Below are 15,382 nucleotides of genomic sequence, written 5' to 3' on the forward strand. Positions count from 1 at the left end.
CATGCACCCACGCACCGCGCACAGCACGCGCACCAGCACCATCGTCCGCATCGGCCTCGCGGGGGCTGCAGCGCTCGCGCTCGCCGCCTGCTCGTCCGGCGGCGCCCCCGCCTCGACCGGCGGCGCCGAGGGCGAGGCGCCGGCCGCCGTCACCGAGGTCAGCGTCATCGCTCCCGCCGACCCGGGCGGCGGCTGGGACCAGACCGCCCGCGCCATCGGCCAGGTGCTGACCGACACCGACCTCGTCAGCTCGGCGCCGGTCGAGAACATCGGCGGCGCCGGCGGCACCGTCGGCCTCGCGAGCCTCGCGACCGAGACCGACCCCAACACGCTCATGATCACCGGCTCCGTCATGGTCGGCGCCGTGGAGACGAACGCCTCCGAGGTGCGCATCGAGGACATGACGCCGATCGCGAAGCTCACCGAGGAGCCGCTCGTCATCGTCGTGCCGGCCGACTCTCCCTACGAGAGCCTGCAGGACCTGGTCGACGCGATCGTCGCCGAGGGCCAGGGCCTCGCCGTCACCGGCGGCTCCGCCGGCGGCATCGACCACATCCTCGCGGGCCTGCTCCTCACCGAGGCCGGCGTCGACGCGGCAGAGGTCCCGACCACGCTCAACTACGTCGCCAACTCCGGCGGCGGCGAGGCGCTCACGATGCTGCTCGGCGGCACCGTGCAGGCAGGCATCTCGGGCGTCGGCGAGTTCTCGGAGTCCGTGCTCTCGGGCGACCTGCGCGCCCTGGCCGTCTCGAGCGAGGAGCCCGCGCAGGCGCTGCCCGACGTGCCGACGATCCAGGACGAGGGCATCGACGTGACGCTCACGAACTGGCGCGGCGTGATCGCCCCGGGCGGCATCACCGACGAGGAGCGCACGGCGCTCGTCGACCTCGTCACGCAGCTGCACGAGCAGGACGCGTGGACCGAGACGCTCGAGACCAACGGCTGGACGGATGCGTTCATGCCGGGCGACGAGTTCGACGCGTTCCTCGCCGACGACATCACGCTCACCCAGGAGACGCTGCGCACGATCGGCCTGATCGAATGAGCACCGCCCCGGCCGGCGCACCCACGGGTGCGTCGGCCGCGGCGCGCTCGGCCCGCATCGAGGCGATGGTCTTCGTCGGGCTGCTCGTGGTGCTGGCGATCGCCGTGCTCATCTCGACCACCACCATCCGCGAGCCCCCGGGATCGACCAACACGCTCGGCGCGCGCGTCGTGCCGTACGCCGTCGGCGGCCTGCTGCTGCTCTCGTCGCTCGTGGTGCTCGTCGGCCAGCTCCGCGGCCGCTTCGGGCACGCCGAGGAGGGCGAGGACATCGACCTCGAGCACGGCACCTCGTGGGGCTCGACCGGCATCGTCGTGCTGAGCTTCCTGTCGCTCATGCTCACCATCCCCCACCTCGGCTGGCCCCTCGGCGTCGCCATCCTCTTCACCGGCGCCTCGCTCGCCCTCGGCGCGAAGCGCTGGTGGCTCGCCACCGCGATCGGCCTCGCCCTCGGCGTCGTCACGCAGCTCGTGTTCGGCACGCTGCTCGGCCTCTCGCTGCCCGCCACCGGCACCCTGACCTCCTGGATCGGCCTCTGATGGACACCTGGACCCTGCTGCTCGAGGGCTTCGCGACCGCGCTCCAGCCCGTCTACCTGCTGTACGCGCTGCTCGGCGTGCTGCTCGGCACCGCCGTGGGCGTGCTACCCGGCATCGGGCCGGCGATGACGGTCGCGCTCCTGCTGCCGATCACGTACGCGCTCGAGCCGACCGCGGCGTTCATCGTCTTCGCCGGCATCTACTACGGCGGCATGTACGGCGGCTCGACCACGTCGATCCTGCTCAACACCCCCGGCGAGTCCGCGTCGATCGTCACCGCGCTCGAGGGCAACAAGATGGCGCGCGCCGGCCGCGGCGCGGCGGCGCTCGCCACCGCCGCGATCGGCTCGTTCGTCGCGGGCACGATCGCCACGGTGCTGCTGACGCTCCTCGCGCCCACCGTCGCCCGCCTCGCAGTCAGCCTCGGCCCATCCGACTACTTCGCGCTCATGGTGATCGCGTTCCTCACGGTCGGCGCGCTGCTCGGCGACAGTGCCTGGCGCGGCATGGTGTCGCTGTCGATCGGCCTGTTCATCGGCCTCATCGGCGTCGACTCGCTCACCGGGCAGGCGCGCTTCACGCTCGGCATCCCGCAGCTCGGCGACGGCATCGACGTCGTGCTCGTCGCGGTCGGCCTCTTCGCGCTCGGCGAGGCCCTGTACGTGGGCTCCCGCCTGCGGGGCGGCGAGATCCCGATCATCCCCATCACGCGCGGATGGCGCACGTGGATGCGCCGCTCCGACTGGGCGAGGTCGTGGAAGCCGTGGCTGCGGGGCGCCGGCATCGGCTTCCCGATCGGCTCGATCCCCGCCGGCGGCGCCGACGTCGCGACCTTCCTCTCCTACGCGACCGAGCGGAGCCTCGCGAAGGGCGAGTACCGGAAGCAGTTCGGCAAGGGCGCGATCGAGGGCGTCGCGGGTCCGGAGTCGGCCAACAACGCGGCGGCCGCGGGCGTGCTCGTGCCGCTGCTGACGCTCGGCATCCCGACCACGGCGACCGCGGCGATCATCCTGAGCGCCTTCCAGACGTACGGGATCCAGCCGGGCCCGCGCCTGTTCGACACGCAGCCGGCGCTCGTGTGGGCGCTCATCGCGAGCCTCTTCATCGGCAACGCGATGCTGCTCGTGCTCAACCTGCCGCTCGTGGGCATGTGGGTGAAGCTCCTGCAGATCCCCCGCCCGTACCTCTACGCGGGCATCCTCGTCTTCGCCGGGCTGGGCGCCTACGCTGCGAACTTCACGGTCTTCGACATCGCGGTGCTGCTCGTGCTCGGCGTGCTCGGCTTCTTCATGCGGCGGCTCGGCTTCCCGATCGCGCCGCTCGTCGTGGGCGCGATCCTGGGCCCGATGGCCGAGGAGCAGCTGCGCAAGGCCATGCAGATCGGCCAGGGCGACCCCGCCTACCTCGTGCACAGCCCGTTCTCGATCGTCGCCTACGCGCTGCTCGCGCTCATCATCGCGCTCGCGCTGTGGCTCAAGCGCCGCCGCGCGCGCTTCGAGGCCGCGCTGCCGTCGATCGACACGACCACGATCGCCGCGGTCGACGAGGAGATCGAGTCGCACGAGCCGCACCCCGAGCTCGACCGCGGCCGGCTGTCGACCCGCGCGGTGCCGCTGCAGCGCGGCGGCGCCGACCCGGACGCGGAGCCCGGCCCGGGTCGCGACCCGGATCGCGGCCGCGACGCGTAGCGAGCCGCATCGGAGCCGCCGCCCGGATCACTCCGGCGCGGCGGCTCCGTCGTCGGCGCGGTCGTCGTCGCGCCGCTCGGCCTCCGGCGACGGCAGCCGGCCCATGACCGCGATCGTGACGTCCTGCACGCGCCAGTCGAGCGCGGTGACCTGCGCGACCGCGCGGTCGACGTCCTCCACCTTGACCTTGCGCCGCAGCGGCACGACGTACGCCTCCACATGGAACACGTGCCCCTCGTCGCGCACGCGACTGGCCGCATCCCGCACCCACGGCAGCCGCCGCAGCGTGTCCTCGATGCGGTCGATGAGCGGGTCGGACTCCGACTGGTCGACGGTCGTCGCGCGCATGTCCATGAGGTCGAGCACCGAGGCGCGGGTGTTCTTCACGCCGTCCCAGATGATGCCGGCCGAGATGAACAGGGCGGCGGCGCCGTCGAGCCACCAGATGCCGAGGCCGACGCCCAGCACGCCCACGATCGAGCCGGCGTGCGTCGTCCAGTCGGCGCGCATCATGTCGGCGTCGGCGTGCAGCAGCTTGCTGTGCAGCTGCTTCGCGAGCCGCATCTTGACGATGCCGAGGATCACGGGCGGCGCCGAGATGAGCAGCATCGTGCCGACCATGAGCCAGCCGAGCCAGATCGTGGTGCCGAAGAGCCGCACCGTGCCGATCGACGGGTGCTCGAGCGAGGCGAGCCCGCTGATCGCGTCGAACGCGAGGGTCGCGCCGACGGCGAAGAGCGCGACGCCGGCGACGAGGTGGCCGATGCCCATCGCCCGGTGGTACCCGTACGGATGCTTCTGGCTCGGCGGGCGGCGGATGACCGCGAGGGCGATGAGGAACGCGAGCTGCGGGACGGTCGAGAGCATGTCCTCGATCCACGCCGTGCGCATCGCCTGCGAGCCGCCCATCACGAGGCCGACGAGCGTGATCGCGATCGCGGCGTAGCCGAGGCTCAGCCACTCGACGAGGCGCGCCTTGCGGAGCGCCTGCTCCTGGGCCGGGGGCAGCTCGGTGCGGCCGATGCGCTTCATGGCGCCGCCTCGTCGAGGTGCTGCTCGAGCGCGGCGAGGAAGGCGTTCTCGCCCATCGGCGTGAGCATGACGACGCCGGTGGTCGAGCCGTCGGGCTGCAGCGCCTGCGCGTAGGCGCGCGTCGGCGCGGCGTGCGCCGCCCAGGGCGTCTGCTCGGTGATGCCGCCGATGACGAGGTCGAGGTCGCCCTCCTCGAGCTGGCGCACGAGGTCCTCCTCGCTGCCGACCGTCCACGAGAGCTCGGCGTCGATCGACGCCGCGAACGACTCGACGAGCGTCACCTCGGTGCCCGACGGCTGCTCGTCGTCGGCGTCGTCGATCTCGGTGAACGGCGGGTTGGGCGTCACGCCCACCTCGAGCACGCCGCCCGAGACGGTCTCGAGGGTGCCGTCGGGGTCGGAGGGCACGGTGAGGCCGCAGCCCGCGAGGGCGAGCGCGAGCGCTGCGATGCCGCTCGCTCCGACCAGTCGACGCATGCTCCGCACCATAGTCCGGCCCTGCCTGTGCGTCGCTGATCGTCTCGTGGGAGGCTGGGGCGCATGCAGGAGCAGCGCCACGAGCACGACCGCGTCCCGCCCGAGCTCGACCCCTACTTCGAGCGCTTCGACGACGACCGGCCGCCGCGCACGATGGCGCGCCGGTTCCGCCCGCTCATCGTTGGCGCCGCGGCGCTCACCCTCGTGGCGATGGTGCTGCTGGTGACGCAGGCGCTGTAGCCGCCGCCCTCCCGCCGGTCGAGCCGGGCCGCCGCCGCCCTCCCGCCGGTCGAGCCGGGCTGCCGCCGCCCTCCCGCCGGTCGAGCCGGGCCGCCGCCGCCCTCCCGCTGGTCGAGCCGGGCTGCCGCCGGAGGCGGCCGCCCGAGTCGAGACCATGGTTCAGAGCAGCTCGATCGGCGCGATCTTGACCAGCAGCCGCTTGCGCCCCACCTGGTCGAACTGCACCTCGGCGATGCGCTTCGCGCCCGCGCCCGAGACCGCCTGCACGCGCCCTTCACCGAAGTCCTTGTGGCGGATGCGGTCCCCGGGCGAGAGCTCGAGGGCCGAGTTGTCGCGCACCTCGGTGATGGTGTTGGCGAAGGTGCCCTTGCCCTTCGGGAGCGGCTTCGGGTCGCGGAAGCCCGTCACGAACGACTCGCGCGGCCCGTCGCTCCAGCGCCCCACGGCGCGCTGCGCGGGCGCCGGCCGCATCGTCGTCGGCAGCGTGCGCCAGTCGACCAGCTCGGCCGGGATCTCCTCGAGGAAGCGGCTCGGCACCGCGGGGTTGACCTCGCCGAACTGCGCGCGCGTCATCGCGAGCGACAGGTGCAGCCGCTGCCGCGCGCGCGTGATGCCGACGTAGAACAGCCGCCGCTCCTCGGCGGGCCCGCCGGGCTCGTTCGCCGAGATGCGGTGCGGCAGCAGATCCTCCTCGACGCCGGTGATGAACACCGCGTCGAACTCGAGCCCCTTCGCCGTGTGCAGCGTCATGAGCGAGACCTGGCCGCCCGAGTCGTCGAGCTCGTCGGCGGCGGCGACGAGCGCCGTCTCGGTGAGGAAGTCGATGAGGTTGCCGCCCGGGTTCTGGCGGCGGTACTCGCGCGTCACCGCGACGAGCTCCTCGACGTTCTCGAGCCGCGCGGCGTCCTGCGGGTCGGGCGAGCGGCGCAGCTGGTCGGTGTAGCCGGAGCGGCTGAGCAGATCCCGCAGCACCTCTCCCGGGTCGGCCTCGGGCCGCTCGCTCCAGTGGTCGAGCAGCGCCGCCAGATCCTTGATGGCCGCGGCCACCTTCGGGCCGAGGGCGATCTCGTCGACGCGCCGCAGCGCATCCCGCAGCGTGATGCCGTGCTCGTCGGCGAACGCCTGCAGCGCCGCCTCGGTCGCGGGGCCGATGCCGCGCTTCGGCACGTTCATGATGCGCCGCAGGCTCAGCGGATCGGCGGGGTTCGCGACGGTGATCAGGTACGCCATCGCGTCCTTGATCTCGGCGCGCTCGTAGAACTTCGTGCCGCCGATCACCTTGTAGGGGATGGCGGTGCGGATGAGCACCTCCTCGAGCGCGCGCGTCTGGGCGTTGGTGCGGTAGAACACGGCGATGTCGCTGTAGGCCATGCCGCCCGAGGTGAGCTCGACGATCTCGTCGGCGACGAACTGCGCCTCGTCGTGGCCCGAGTAGCCGGTGAAGCCGACGATCTTGGCCCCGTCGCCCGAATCGGTCCAGAGCCGCTTCTCGCGCCGGTCGAAGTTGTTGCCGATGACGGCGTTGGCGGCCGAGAGGATGTTCTGCGTCGAGCGGTAGTTCTGCTCGAGCAGGATCGCGCGGGCGCCGGCGAAGTCGCGCTCGAAGTCGGTGATGTTGCGGATGTCGGCGCCGCGGAAGGCGTAGATCGACTGGTCGGAGTCGCCCACGACGGTGAGCGAGGCGCCCGGCAGGTCGCTGCGCAGGTCGGGCAGGTCGGCGCGCGTGACGGGCTGCGTCAGCTCGCGGATGAGCGCGTACTGCGCCGCGTTGGTGTCCTGGTACTCGTCGACGAGGATGTGCCGGAAGCGCTTGCGGTACTGCGCCGCGACGTGCGGGAACGCGCGGAAGAGGAAGACCGTCTGCGAGATGAGGTCGTCGAAGTCGAAGGCGTTGGCCCGCCGCAGCTCGCGGTCGTAGTCGCGCCAGAGCTCGAGGAACGCCTGGTCGAGCGGGTTCTCGAGGTTGGCCGTGCGCGCCCACGAGTCGACGTCGTGCAGCTCGTTCTTGGCCTTCGAGATGCGCGCCGAGACGCCGCCGGGCGTGAGGCCCTGGATGTCGGCGCCGCGCTCCTTGATGAGCCGCTTGATCAGCGCCCGCACGTCGCCCGAGTCGTAGATCGTGAACGACTGCTTGAAGCCGAACTCCTCGGCCTCGCGGCGCAGGATGCGCACGCACGCGGAGTGGAACGTGCGGATCCACATGCCGCTCGCCTCCTCGCCGATGAGGCTGTGCACGCGCTCGCGCATCTCGGCGGCGGCCTTGTTCGTGAAGGTGATCGCGAGGATCTGGCTCGGCCACGCCTCACGGGTCGCGAGCAGGCCGGCGATGCGGTGGGTGAGCACGCGCGTCTTGCCGGAGCCGGCGCCGGCGACGATGAGGAGGGCGGGCCCGCGGTGCAGCACGGCCTCGCGCTGCGGCGGGTTCAGCCCCTCGAGCAGGTGCTCGGGCACGGCGTCGCCGCGCGGCCCGATCGGCGAGGGTCGCTGGACCGAGTCGAAGCCTTCGTCGCCCAATCCCCAGAGATCGCTCATCAGCAGACCAGTCTACGAGGGGCCGGTGACGCGCCGGGCCGGGCCGGCGTCGTCGGATGCGCCGGCTACGCCTCGAGGCGGCGCCAGAGGTCGGGGTGGTCGGCGAAGACCGCCTCGAGGCCGAGCGATGCGAGCATGCGCCACTCGGTCGTCCAGTCGCCCCACGCGGCCGGGTGCTCGCCGAGCCGGTGCTCGGGCTCGAGGAAGGCGTTCTCGGGCCGCAGCGTCCAGGCGATGGTGCCGAGGCCGACGGCGCGGGCGCGCTCGACGAGGTCGCTCGCGCGCAGCGCGCCGTCCGACCGGTCGAAGAGCACCGCCTTGTCGACGCTGATCGCGTCGACGCGCCGGGCGAGCTCGGCGAGCGACGCGTCGCCGCGCTGCTCGGCGTACGTGGGGGCGGATGCGCCGTCGCGGCCGACGAGGTCGGCGGCGGTGCCGCCCTCCCCCATCAGGTAGACGAGGCGCGCCTCGACGCCGCGGTCGCGCACCTCGTGCAGGACGGCCTCCTCGAACGACTCGACCGTCAGCCGCCCGTCGCCCGCCCAGTGGGTGCCGGCCACCGCATCCGCCAGCAGCGCGTCGAGCGGGAGCCCGAGCGCGGCGTGGTGGCTCGCGTGCTTGAGCTCGGCCACCACGTCGAGCCCCGTCTCGTCGGCGATCGCGAGCAGGTCGGTGAAGCGGAGCACGCCCTCGCGGCCGTCGCGCAGCGCGCCGAGCGGGCGCAGCCGCGGCAGGCGCTCGCGGGCGCGGAGCGTGGCGACCTCGGCCCAGGTGCAGTCCTCGACGAACCAGCCGGCGACCTCCTCGCCGTCGATCGTCTGCGTGCGGCGCCGGTCGGCGAGCTCCGGCCGGTCGGCGATGTCGGTGGTGGAGCCGAGCTCGCTGTCGTGCCGCACGACGAGCACGCCGTCGCGGGTGGCGACGAGGTCGGGCTCGACCGCGTCGGCGCCGAGCCGCGCGGCCAGCCGCACGGCCGTCTCGGTGTGCTCGGGCGCCCAGCCGGACGCGCCCCGGTGGGCGATGAGTCGAGTGGGCTGCACGGCGCCAGGCTAGGGCGCGCGGGTGAACGATCGGCGCGGTGCGGGTGAACGGCCTGCGCCTGGCGCGAACATGCCCGGATCCACAGGGAGATCTGGGCATCCGTCGCTACGCTGAACGCGTCCGCCCATGCGGCGGCAGCTCGACCTTCTCGAACAGGAGACCTTCCCTTGGCAGGCAACCCGGCGTTCCGCAACTCGCCCGCGTTCACCGAGAACACCCAGCGCGCCGCGCAGGCTGCTCCCGGTGGCCAGCAGGCGCCCTACGGCCAGCAGCAGTACGGCCAGCAGCCCTTCGGTCAGCAGCAGTACGGCCAGCAGCCCTACGGGCAGCCGATGCAGTACGGCCAGGCCCCTTACGGCCAGCCCTCGCCCGACCAGCTCGACCAGCAGTTCAACCGGCCGGCGGCGTCGCCGCTCGAGACCGAGCGGCTGACCTACGAGGGCGTCATCACGAAGACCGTGGTCACGCTCGGCGTCACCGCGCTCGGCTTCATCGTGACGCTCGGCATGCTGCTGATGACGGGCACCTCGCTGCCCTTCTACGTGCTCACGTACGGCGGCGCGCTCGTCGGCTTCGTGCTGGCGCTCGTCAACATCTTCAAGAAGGAGCCGAGCCCGGCGCTCGTGCTCGCCTACGCCGGCGCCCAGGGCCTCTTCCTCGGCGGCTTCTCGGGCCTGCTCGAGTTCGGCATGGGCCTCGACGGAATCATCTTCCAGGCGCTGCTCGCGACCGCCTGCGTGATCGCCGCGACGCTCGCGCTCTACGCGTTCCGCATCGTGCGCACGTCGCCGCGGATGAACAAGATCTTCTTCATCGTGCTGATCGGCTACGGCCTGTTCTCGCTGGTCAACTTCGGCATGATGCTCTTCGGCGCCACGGGCGACCTCGCCTTCGGCATGCGCTCGGCGCCGAGCCCGATCTTCGGCATCCCGTGGGGCGTGCTGCTCGGCGGCCTCGCGGTGCTGCTCGGCGCGTACTCGCTCGTCATGGACTTCGAGGGCATCGAGCTGGGCGTGAAGCGCGGCGTGCACAAGAAGTACGGCTGGTCGGCGGCGTTCGGCCTGACGATGACGATCATCTGGCTCTACGTCGAGATCCTGCGCATCATCGCGATCCTCCGCGGCAACAACTAGCGTCCGGAGGGCTCAATGCGGCGCAGCCGCGTTGAGCCCGGAGGACGCTAGATCGAGTAGCGCGCGACGAAGTCGCACGCGTAGCGAGATCTCTCGCTCCGCAGGAAGGGCCCCCGGCACACCCCGGGGGCCCTTCCTCATGCCCTCACTGCTCCCGCGACGACAGCAGGCAGACTCGTCGCCGTCGATGTCGGCGAGCACCGTCCACGACACATCCGGCCCCTGGCCGACGTCGATGCGACGTGCGCCGAGCGCCTCGAGCCGGGCGATCTCGGCGTCGCGGTCGTCGCTCGTGTGCGGCGCGAGATCCATGTGGATGCGGTTCTTCGTCGCCTTCTCATGGTCGACGCGCACGAAGACGAGCCCGGGCGGGAACTGGTGGAACGTCAGCCGCTCGCCGAGCTCCTGCGCCCACTTCGGGATCACCACCGACTCGTCGTCGGTCTCGTAGATGACGTCCCAGTCGAGCGCGTCGGCCCACCAACGGGCCAGCCGCACGACATCGGTCGTCTCGATCACGTTCGAATACCAGCGCAGCGCCATCGCAGCCTCCTCGGAGTCGATGGGGCAACGCTACGCCCCGCCGCCCACAACGGGGCGACGGGGCGGGGCGGGAGCGCGCGGGACGCCGAGCGGATGCCTCAGCTGGCGACCGGCTGGTCGTCGAGCGCGGGCGCCGTCGCGGCCGTGCCCTTCGGCGGGCGCCGCGACCAGTACGAGGCCAGCAGCGAGCCCGACACGTTGTGCCAGACGGAGAAGATGGCCGCCGGCAGCGCCGACTCGGGCGTGAAGTGCGTGCGGGCGAGGCCAGCGGCGAGGCCCGAGTTCTGCATGCCGACCTCGATCGCGACGGCGCGGCGGGCGCTCTCGTCGAGGCCCACGGCCTTCGCGGCGAGGAAGCCCAGGCCGTAGCCGATGCCGTTGTGGAGGATGACGACGAGCGCGACGAGCAGGCCGACCGAGAGGATCGTCGCGGCGGAGCCGGCGACGACCGCGAGCACGACGAGGGTGATGCCGACGACCGACACGAGCGGCAGCCACGGCAGGATGGCCCGCACGACCTTCGGCAGCAGCATCCGCAGCACGAGGCCGGCGATCACCGGCAGCAGCACGATCATGATGATCGACTGGAACAGGCCCCACGCGTCGACCGGCAGGTAGGAGCCGGCCAGCCACAGCACGAGCAGCGGCGTGAGCACCGGCGCGAGCAGCGTGGAGGCGGTCGTCATCGCCACCGAGAGCGCGGTGTCGCCCTTGGCGAGGTAGACCATCACGTTGGAGGCGGTGCCGCCGGGCGCCGAGCCGACGAGCACGACGCCGACGAGCAGCTCGGGCGGCAGCTGGAAGGCGAGCGCGAGCCCGATCGCGGCGAGCGGCATGACGACGTACTGCGCCACGACGCCGACGGCGAAGGCCTTGGGCTTCTTGGCGATGACGGCGAAGTCGACCGGCTGCAGCGTGAGGCCCATGCCGAGCATGATGATGCCGAGCAGCGTGTTGATCCACGGCCCGATCGGCAGGAAGACCTGCGGGACGAGGATCGCGATCGCGCCGGCGGCGAGGACGATGAGCGGGAACCAGGTGCCGGCGACGCGCCCCACGCGCTCGCCGATCGTCATGGTGCGGGACATGGCAGACCTCCTATGGTGCTATCAGACAGCGAACCACAGCATGCATGCCGCTCGCGCGCAGGAGGCTTCGGCGTCAGCGCCCGAGCTCGGTGAGCGCCTCCTCGAGCGCGACCCACGCGAGCATCGCGCACTTCACCCGCATCGGGAACCTCGCGACCCCGGCGAACGCGACCGCGTCGCCGAGCACCGCCTCGTCGGGCTCGACCGCGCCGCGCGAGCGCAGCAGCTCGCGCAGCGCCTCGATGCGCGAGCGCACGTCGGCGATCGTGAGGCCGGGCGCGAGCTCGGCGAGCACCGACGCCGACGCCTGCGAGATCGAGCAGCCCTGCCCCTCCCAGCCGAGCGCGCCGATCGCGTCGCCGTCGAGCCGCACGCGCAGCCGGATCTCGTCGCCGCACGTGGGGTTGCGCAGGAAGCGCTCGCCATCGAACGGCTCGAGCGCGCCCTCCCCCTCGCGCCGCTTCGCGTGCTCGAGGATGAGCTCCTGGTAGAGCCCCGCCAGCGGATCGCTCATGCTCGCCCCGCCCCGAAGTAGCCGCGCACGGTCGAGAGCACGTCGAGGAACCGGTCGACCTCGGCCTCCGTGGTGTGGAGGTAGGTGGATGCGCGGGTCGTCGCCGCGACGCCGAGGCGGCGGTGCAGGGGCTGGGCGCAGTGGTGGCCGACGCGCGCCGCGATGCCCGCGGCGTCGAGCACCTGGCCGACGTCGTGCGCGTGCACGCCGTCGACGACGACGCTCGCGAGCCCGGCGCGCTCGACGCCGGGCGGCGGCCCCACGAGCCGCACGCCCTCGATCGCGGCGGCACCGGCCGCGAGCCGTTCGCCGAGCGCGACCTCGTGCGCCTCGATCGCCGCCATGCCGACGCCCTCGAGGTAGTCGACCGCTGCGGCGAGGCCCACGATCGCCGACACCGGCTGCGTGCCGGCCTCGAAGCGCTGCGGCGCGGGGAGGAACTCGCGCTCGGTCATCGTGACGGTGGTGATCATCGAGCCGCCGACGCGCGCCGGCGGCAGCGCGGCGCCGAGGCGCTCGGCGAGGTAGAGCACGCCGATGCCGCCGGGGCCGAGCATCTTGTGGCCGCTGAACGCGGCGGCGTCGACGCCGAGGGCGCCGAGGTCGACCGGGCGGTGCGGCACCGACTGGCACGCGTCGAGCACGACGAGCGCGCCGACCGCGTGCGCGGCGGCGACGATCGGCTCGACCGGCGCGACGAGGCCCGTCACGTTCGAGACGTGCGCGACCGCGACGACCCGCGTGCGCTCCGTGATGAGCGCGAGCGCCGCATCCGCCGTCCACACCCCGTCGTCGTCGACCTCCACCCAGCGCAGCCGCGCGCCGGTCTCGTCGGCGAGCCGCTGCCAGGGCAGCAGGTTGGCGTGGTGCTCGGCCTCGGTGACGAGGATCTCGTCGCCCTCGTGGATGCGCAGCGCCGGGTCGACGTCGCCGGCCCGGTTGGCCTCGGCGAGCGACAGCGCGACCGTGTTGAGCGCGTCGGTGGCGTTCATCGCCCAGGAGATCTCGGTCGGGCGGGCGCCGACGAAGCGCGCGACGCGGTCGCGGGCCGACTCGTAGTCGTCGGTCGCGAGCGACGCGAGGGTGTGCGCGCCGCGGTGCACGGCCGCGTTGTGCCGGGTGCGGAAGGCCCACTCGGCCTCGAGCACCTGCCGCGGCTGCTGGCTCGTCGCGCCGGAGTCGAGGTAGACGAGCGGCACGCCCGCGGGCTGCTCGGCGAGGATCGGGAAGTCGCCGCGGAGCTGCTGGATGCGCTCCTCGGTCAGGGCGGGCTGGGTTCCGATCGTCACGCTCCCAGGGTAGTCGCCGCCGCCCCGGCCGCCGCGGGCGGGCTGGCGAGGGCGGCCCTCGGCGGACGGCCCGGGCTCAGCGCCCCGCGGCCGCCCGCGCGAGCAGCACGGCGCGCTCGCGGGCGTTCTGCGGCCGCTCGGCCGCGAGCGCGAACGCCTCACGCGCCTCCGCGTCGCGCCCGAGGCGCGCGAGCAGCTCGCCGCGCACCGACGGCAGCAGGTGGCCGGCCCTGAGCGCCCGCTCCCCCGCGAGCGCGTCGACGATCGCGAGCGCCGCCGCCGGCCCGTCCGCCATCGACACGGCGACGGCCCGGTTGAGGGCCACGACCGGCGACGGCGACAGCTGCAGCAGCCCGTCGTAGGCGGCGACGATGCGCGCCCAGTCGGTCGAGGCGACGTCGGATGCGACGGCGTGGCACTCGGCGATGGCCGCCTGCAGCCCGTACGGGCCGAGGCCGCGGCCGAACCCCTCCGCCCGGCGCAGCGCCGCCCGCCCGCGGCGGATCGCCGCGCGATCCCAGCGGCGCCGGTCCTGGTCGGTGAGCAGCACCGGCTCCCCGTCGGCGCCCACGCGCGCCGGGAAGCGGGCGGCGGTGAGCTCGAGCAGCGCCAGCAGCGCGTGCACCTCGGGCTCCTCCGGCTGCAGCGCGGCGAGGACGCGCGCGAGCCGCACCGCCTCGCGGGCGAGGTCGGGCCGCATCCACTCGTCGCCGGCGGTCGCGGCGTGCCCCTCGGTGAAGATGAGGTAGACGACGCCGAGCACCGCCCCCAGCCGCTGCGCCCGCTCGGCGCGAGCCGGCGTCTCGAACGGCACGCGCGCCTCGGCGAGCGCCTGCTTCGCGCGCACGATCCGCTGCTGGATCGTCGCCACGGGCACGAGGAAGGCGCGCGCGATCTCGGCCGTCTCGAGGCCCGCGACGACGCGCAGGGTCAGGGCGACGCGCGCCTGCGGGCTCAGCACCGGATGGCACGCGGTGAGCACGAGCCGCAGCACGTCGTCGTCGATCGCGTCCGGATCCCAGGGCACCGCATCCGCCGCCTCGTGCTCGGCGCGCTCGAGGTCGTGCGCGATCGCGGCGAGGCGCTCGTCGTAGCGCTCGCGCCGGCGCCAGTGGTCGATCGCCTTGCGCTTCGCGACGGCGGTGAGCCAGGCCGCGCCGTTCCGCGGCGCACCCTGCGCCGGCCACTGCACGAGCGCATCCGCGAGCGCCTCCTGCGCGAGGTCCTCCGCGAGCGCGAAGTCGCCCGTGAAGCGCGTGAGCGTCGCGACGATGCGCGCCGACTCGATGCGCCAGACGGCGACGACAGCGCGGCGGGCCGAGTCGTCGGCCCGCCGCGCCCGGTCGTCGCCGGTCGCCGGCTCCATCACCGGCTCCGTCACCGGCGCAGGTCCTCCTCGCCGTGCACCCGCCGCAGCTCGAGCTTCGTGCCGGGCCCGAGCGGTGCCCGGCTCGCCCACTCGACCGCCGCGTCGCGCGAGGGCACGTCGATCACCCAGAAGCCGTTGCAGAGCTCCTTCGTCTCGCCGTAGGGGCCGTCGGTGACGAGCGGCGGGTCGGCGGAGAAGTCGACGACGATGCCGGTGCCGGGGCTCGCGAGGCCCTGCGCGCTGACGAGCACGCCCGCGTCGGCCATGGCCCGGTTGTACCGGCCCATCCGCTCGAGCATCGCCTCGAAGGGCGCGTGGCGTCGCTCGACGGCCGCGGCGTCCTCGTCGCGCATGATGAGCATGAACTGCATGAGCCGCTCCTCGCCCGCCGCTCAGCCCGCGACGCCGCCGGGCGCGTCCGCGGCCTTGCGGGCGGCCTGCTCCTCGCGCCAGCCCTCCTCCTTCTGCACCCACTCGTTGTCGGCCGGGAAGTCCTCGGGGCCGGTCACGCGTCGCACCTCGAGCTTCGCGCCGGGGCCGAGCGGGCAGCGGCTCGCCCACTCCGCGGCCTCCTCCTTCGACGACACCTCGAGGATCCAGAAGCCGTTGAACAGCTCCTTCGTCTCCCCGTACGGGCCGTCGGTGACGAGCGGCGGGTCGGCCGAGAAGTCGACGACGAAGCCCTCCGAGGCATCCGACAGGCCCTCGCCGGCGATGAGCACCCCCGCCTCCATCATCGACTCGTTGTACTTCCCCATCGCCTCGATGACCTGCTCGAAGGGGATCTCGCGATACGTGGCGACGGCGTCGTCGTCCGCGCGCATGATGAGCATGTACTGCATGGTTCCTCCTG

Annotated in this window: 16 protein-coding genes; 5 read left to right on the forward strand and 11 right to left on the reverse strand. The window is 73.3% G+C overall.

Annotation, left to right across the window (positions count from 1 at the left end; translation table 11 throughout):
* The first annotated feature begins 1 nt into the window (after window position 1).
* Genes J2X49_RS02250 through J2X49_RS02260 form a run of 3 tightly spaced genes read left to right on the forward strand, consistent with a single transcriptional unit; the run spans window position 2 to window position 3,272 of the window.
* Window positions 2-1,045, forward strand: a complete 1,044-nt coding sequence (locus J2X49_RS02250) for a tripartite tricarboxylate transporter substrate-binding protein (RefSeq protein WP_310122021.1) — start codon at window positions 2-4, stop codon at window positions 1,043-1,045.
* Complete coding sequence (locus J2X49_RS02255) at window positions 1,042-1,584, forward strand: tripartite tricarboxylate transporter TctB family protein (protein ID WP_128190432.1); 543 nt, start codon at window positions 1,042-1,044, stop codon at window positions 1,582-1,584. The genes J2X49_RS02250 and J2X49_RS02255 overlap by 4 nt, the downstream gene beginning before the upstream one ends.
* Window positions 1,584-3,272 carry a tripartite tricarboxylate transporter permease gene (locus J2X49_RS02260; RefSeq protein WP_310122024.1) on the forward strand — a complete coding sequence of 563 codons (1,689 nt, stop codon included), beginning with the start codon at window positions 1,584-1,586 and terminating at the stop codon, window positions 3,270-3,272. Before J2X49_RS02255 ends, J2X49_RS02260 begins: the two co-directional genes overlap by 1 nt.
* A 27-nt stretch (window positions 3,273-3,299) precedes the next feature.
* On the opposite strand, the gene J2X49_RS02265 is transcribed toward J2X49_RS02260, so the two are convergent.
* Together J2X49_RS02265 and J2X49_RS02270 are read right to left on the reverse strand one after the other, a co-directional pair.
* On the reverse strand, window positions 3,300-4,304 hold the full coding sequence (locus J2X49_RS02265) for a cation diffusion facilitator family transporter (RefSeq protein WP_310122027.1): 1,005 nt from the start codon (window positions 4,302-4,304) through the stop codon (window positions 3,300-3,302).
* Window positions 4,301-4,780 (reverse strand): transporter substrate-binding domain-containing protein, encoded by a 480-nt coding sequence (locus J2X49_RS02270; RefSeq protein ID WP_310122031.1) that lies wholly within the window; start codon window positions 4,778-4,780, stop codon window positions 4,301-4,303. Before J2X49_RS02270 ends, J2X49_RS02265 begins: the two co-directional genes overlap by 4 nt.
* 63 nt (window positions 4,781-4,843) lie before the next feature.
* Between J2X49_RS02270 and J2X49_RS02275 the strand changes: the two genes are divergently transcribed.
* Window positions 4,844-5,020: a hypothetical protein gene (locus J2X49_RS02275; protein ID WP_164877197.1), complete on the forward strand. Its 177-nt coding sequence runs from the start codon at window positions 4,844-4,846 to the stop codon at window positions 5,018-5,020.
* 159 nt (window positions 5,021-5,179) lie between these two features.
* Here J2X49_RS02275 and J2X49_RS02280 read toward each other — a convergent pair whose 3' ends face one another.
* Window positions 5,180-7,552 (reverse strand): UvrD-helicase domain-containing protein, encoded by a 2,373-nt coding sequence (locus J2X49_RS02280; protein ID WP_310122034.1) that lies wholly within the window; start codon window positions 7,550-7,552, stop codon window positions 5,180-5,182.
* Between the two features lie 65 nt (window positions 7,553-7,617).
* Window positions 7,618-8,592 (reverse strand): glycerophosphodiester phosphodiesterase family protein, encoded by a 975-nt coding sequence (locus J2X49_RS02285; protein ID WP_310122036.1) that lies wholly within the window; start codon window positions 8,590-8,592, stop codon window positions 7,618-7,620.
* A gap of 168 nt (window positions 8,593-8,760) precedes the next feature.
* On the opposite strand from J2X49_RS02285, the gene J2X49_RS02290 reads away from it, so the two are divergent.
* Window positions 8,761-9,726 carry a Bax inhibitor-1/YccA family protein gene (locus J2X49_RS02290; RefSeq protein ID WP_192575845.1) on the forward strand — a complete coding sequence of 322 codons (966 nt, stop codon included), beginning with the start codon at window positions 8,761-8,763 and terminating at the stop codon, window positions 9,724-9,726.
* Between the two features lie 12 nt (window positions 9,727-9,738).
* Here J2X49_RS02290 and J2X49_RS02295 read toward each other — a convergent pair whose 3' ends face one another.
* The 7 genes from J2X49_RS02295 to J2X49_RS02325 form a co-directional block, all read right to left on the reverse strand.
* Entirely contained in the window at window positions 9,739-10,269 is a 531-nt protein-coding gene (locus J2X49_RS02295; RefSeq protein ID WP_310122039.1) for a VOC family protein, read from the reverse strand.
* 98 nt (window positions 10,270-10,367) lie between these two features.
* Window positions 10,368-11,357 (reverse strand): bile acid:sodium symporter family protein, encoded by a 990-nt coding sequence (locus J2X49_RS02300; RefSeq protein ID WP_310122042.1) that lies wholly within the window; start codon window positions 11,355-11,357, stop codon window positions 10,368-10,370.
* Between the two features lie 73 nt (window positions 11,358-11,430).
* The gene (sufU, locus tag J2X49_RS02305) at window positions 11,431-11,871 is read right to left on the reverse strand and encodes a Fe-S cluster assembly sulfur transfer protein SufU (protein WP_128190369.1); all 441 of its coding nucleotides are present in this window, start codon (window positions 11,869-11,871) and stop codon (window positions 11,431-11,433) included.
* Window positions 11,868-13,160 carry a SufS family cysteine desulfurase gene (locus tag J2X49_RS02310; RefSeq protein ID WP_310122045.1) on the reverse strand — a complete coding sequence of 431 codons (1,293 nt, stop codon included), beginning with the start codon at window positions 13,158-13,160 and terminating at the stop codon, window positions 11,868-11,870. Before J2X49_RS02310 ends, sufU begins: the two co-directional genes overlap by 4 nt.
* A 76-nt stretch (window positions 13,161-13,236) precedes the next feature.
* Complete coding sequence (locus J2X49_RS02315) at window positions 13,237-14,526, reverse strand: sigma-70 family RNA polymerase sigma factor (RefSeq protein ID WP_310123912.1); 1,290 nt, start codon at window positions 14,524-14,526, stop codon at window positions 13,237-13,239.
* Window positions 14,527-14,537: 11 nt separating this feature from the next.
* Window positions 14,538-14,900, reverse strand: coding sequence for a YciI family protein (locus J2X49_RS02320; protein ID WP_310122050.1), 363 nt, complete (start codon window positions 14,898-14,900; stop codon window positions 14,538-14,540).
* 21 nt (window positions 14,901-14,921) lie between these two features.
* Entirely contained in the window at window positions 14,922-15,371 is a 450-nt protein-coding gene (locus J2X49_RS02325; RefSeq protein ID WP_128190492.1) for a YciI family protein, read from the reverse strand.
* Between the last annotated feature and the right edge of the window lie 11 nt (window positions 15,372-15,382).

The sequence above is a fragment of the Agrococcus sp. BE272 genome (assembly GCF_031457935.1).
GTDB classification, from domain to species: Bacteria; Actinomycetota; Actinomycetes; order Actinomycetales; family Microbacteriaceae; genus Agrococcus; species Agrococcus sediminis.

Coding starts and splice junctions, on each gene's coding strand:
- J2X49_RS02275 (WP_164877197.1), top strand. CDS start 4,844: ATGCAGGAGCAGCGCCACGAGCACGACCGCGTCCCGCCCGAGCTCGAC.
- J2X49_RS02260 (WP_310122024.1), top strand. CDS start 1,584: ATGGACACCTGGACCCTGCTGCTCGAGGGCTTCGCGACCGCGCTCCAG.
- J2X49_RS02270 (WP_310122031.1), bottom strand. CDS start 4,780: ATGCGTCGACTGGTCGGAGCGAGCGGCATCGCAGCGCTCGCGCTCGCC.
- J2X49_RS02265 (WP_310122027.1), bottom strand. CDS start 4,304: ATGAAGCGCATCGGCCGCACCGAGCTGCCCCCGGCCCAGGAGCAGGCG.
- J2X49_RS02255 (WP_128190432.1), top strand. CDS start 1,042: ATGAGCACCGCCCCGGCCGGCGCACCCACGGGTGCGTCGGCCGCGGCG.
- J2X49_RS02250 (WP_310122021.1), top strand. CDS start 2: ATGCACCCACGCACCGCGCACAGCACGCGCACCAGCACCATCGTCCGC.
- J2X49_RS02295 (WP_310122039.1), bottom strand. CDS start 10,269: ATGGCGCTGCGCTGGTATTCGAACGTGATCGAGACGACCGATGTCGTG.
- J2X49_RS02280 (WP_310122034.1), bottom strand. CDS start 7,552: ATGAGCGATCTCTGGGGATTGGGCGACGAAGGCTTCGACTCGGTCCAG.
- J2X49_RS02320 (WP_310122050.1), bottom strand. CDS start 14,900: ATGCAGTTCATGCTCATCATGCGCGACGAGGACGCCGCGGCCGTCGAG.
- J2X49_RS02325 (WP_128190492.1), bottom strand. CDS start 15,371: ATGCAGTACATGCTCATCATGCGCGCGGACGACGACGCCGTCGCCACG.
- J2X49_RS02315 (WP_310123912.1), bottom strand. CDS start 14,526: ATGGAGCCGGCGACCGGCGACGACCGGGCGCGGCGGGCCGACGACTCG.
- J2X49_RS02300 (WP_310122042.1), bottom strand. CDS start 11,357: ATGTCCCGCACCATGACGATCGGCGAGCGCGTGGGGCGCGTCGCCGGC.
- sufU (WP_128190369.1), bottom strand. CDS start 11,871: ATGAGCGATCCGCTGGCGGGGCTCTACCAGGAGCTCATCCTCGAGCAC.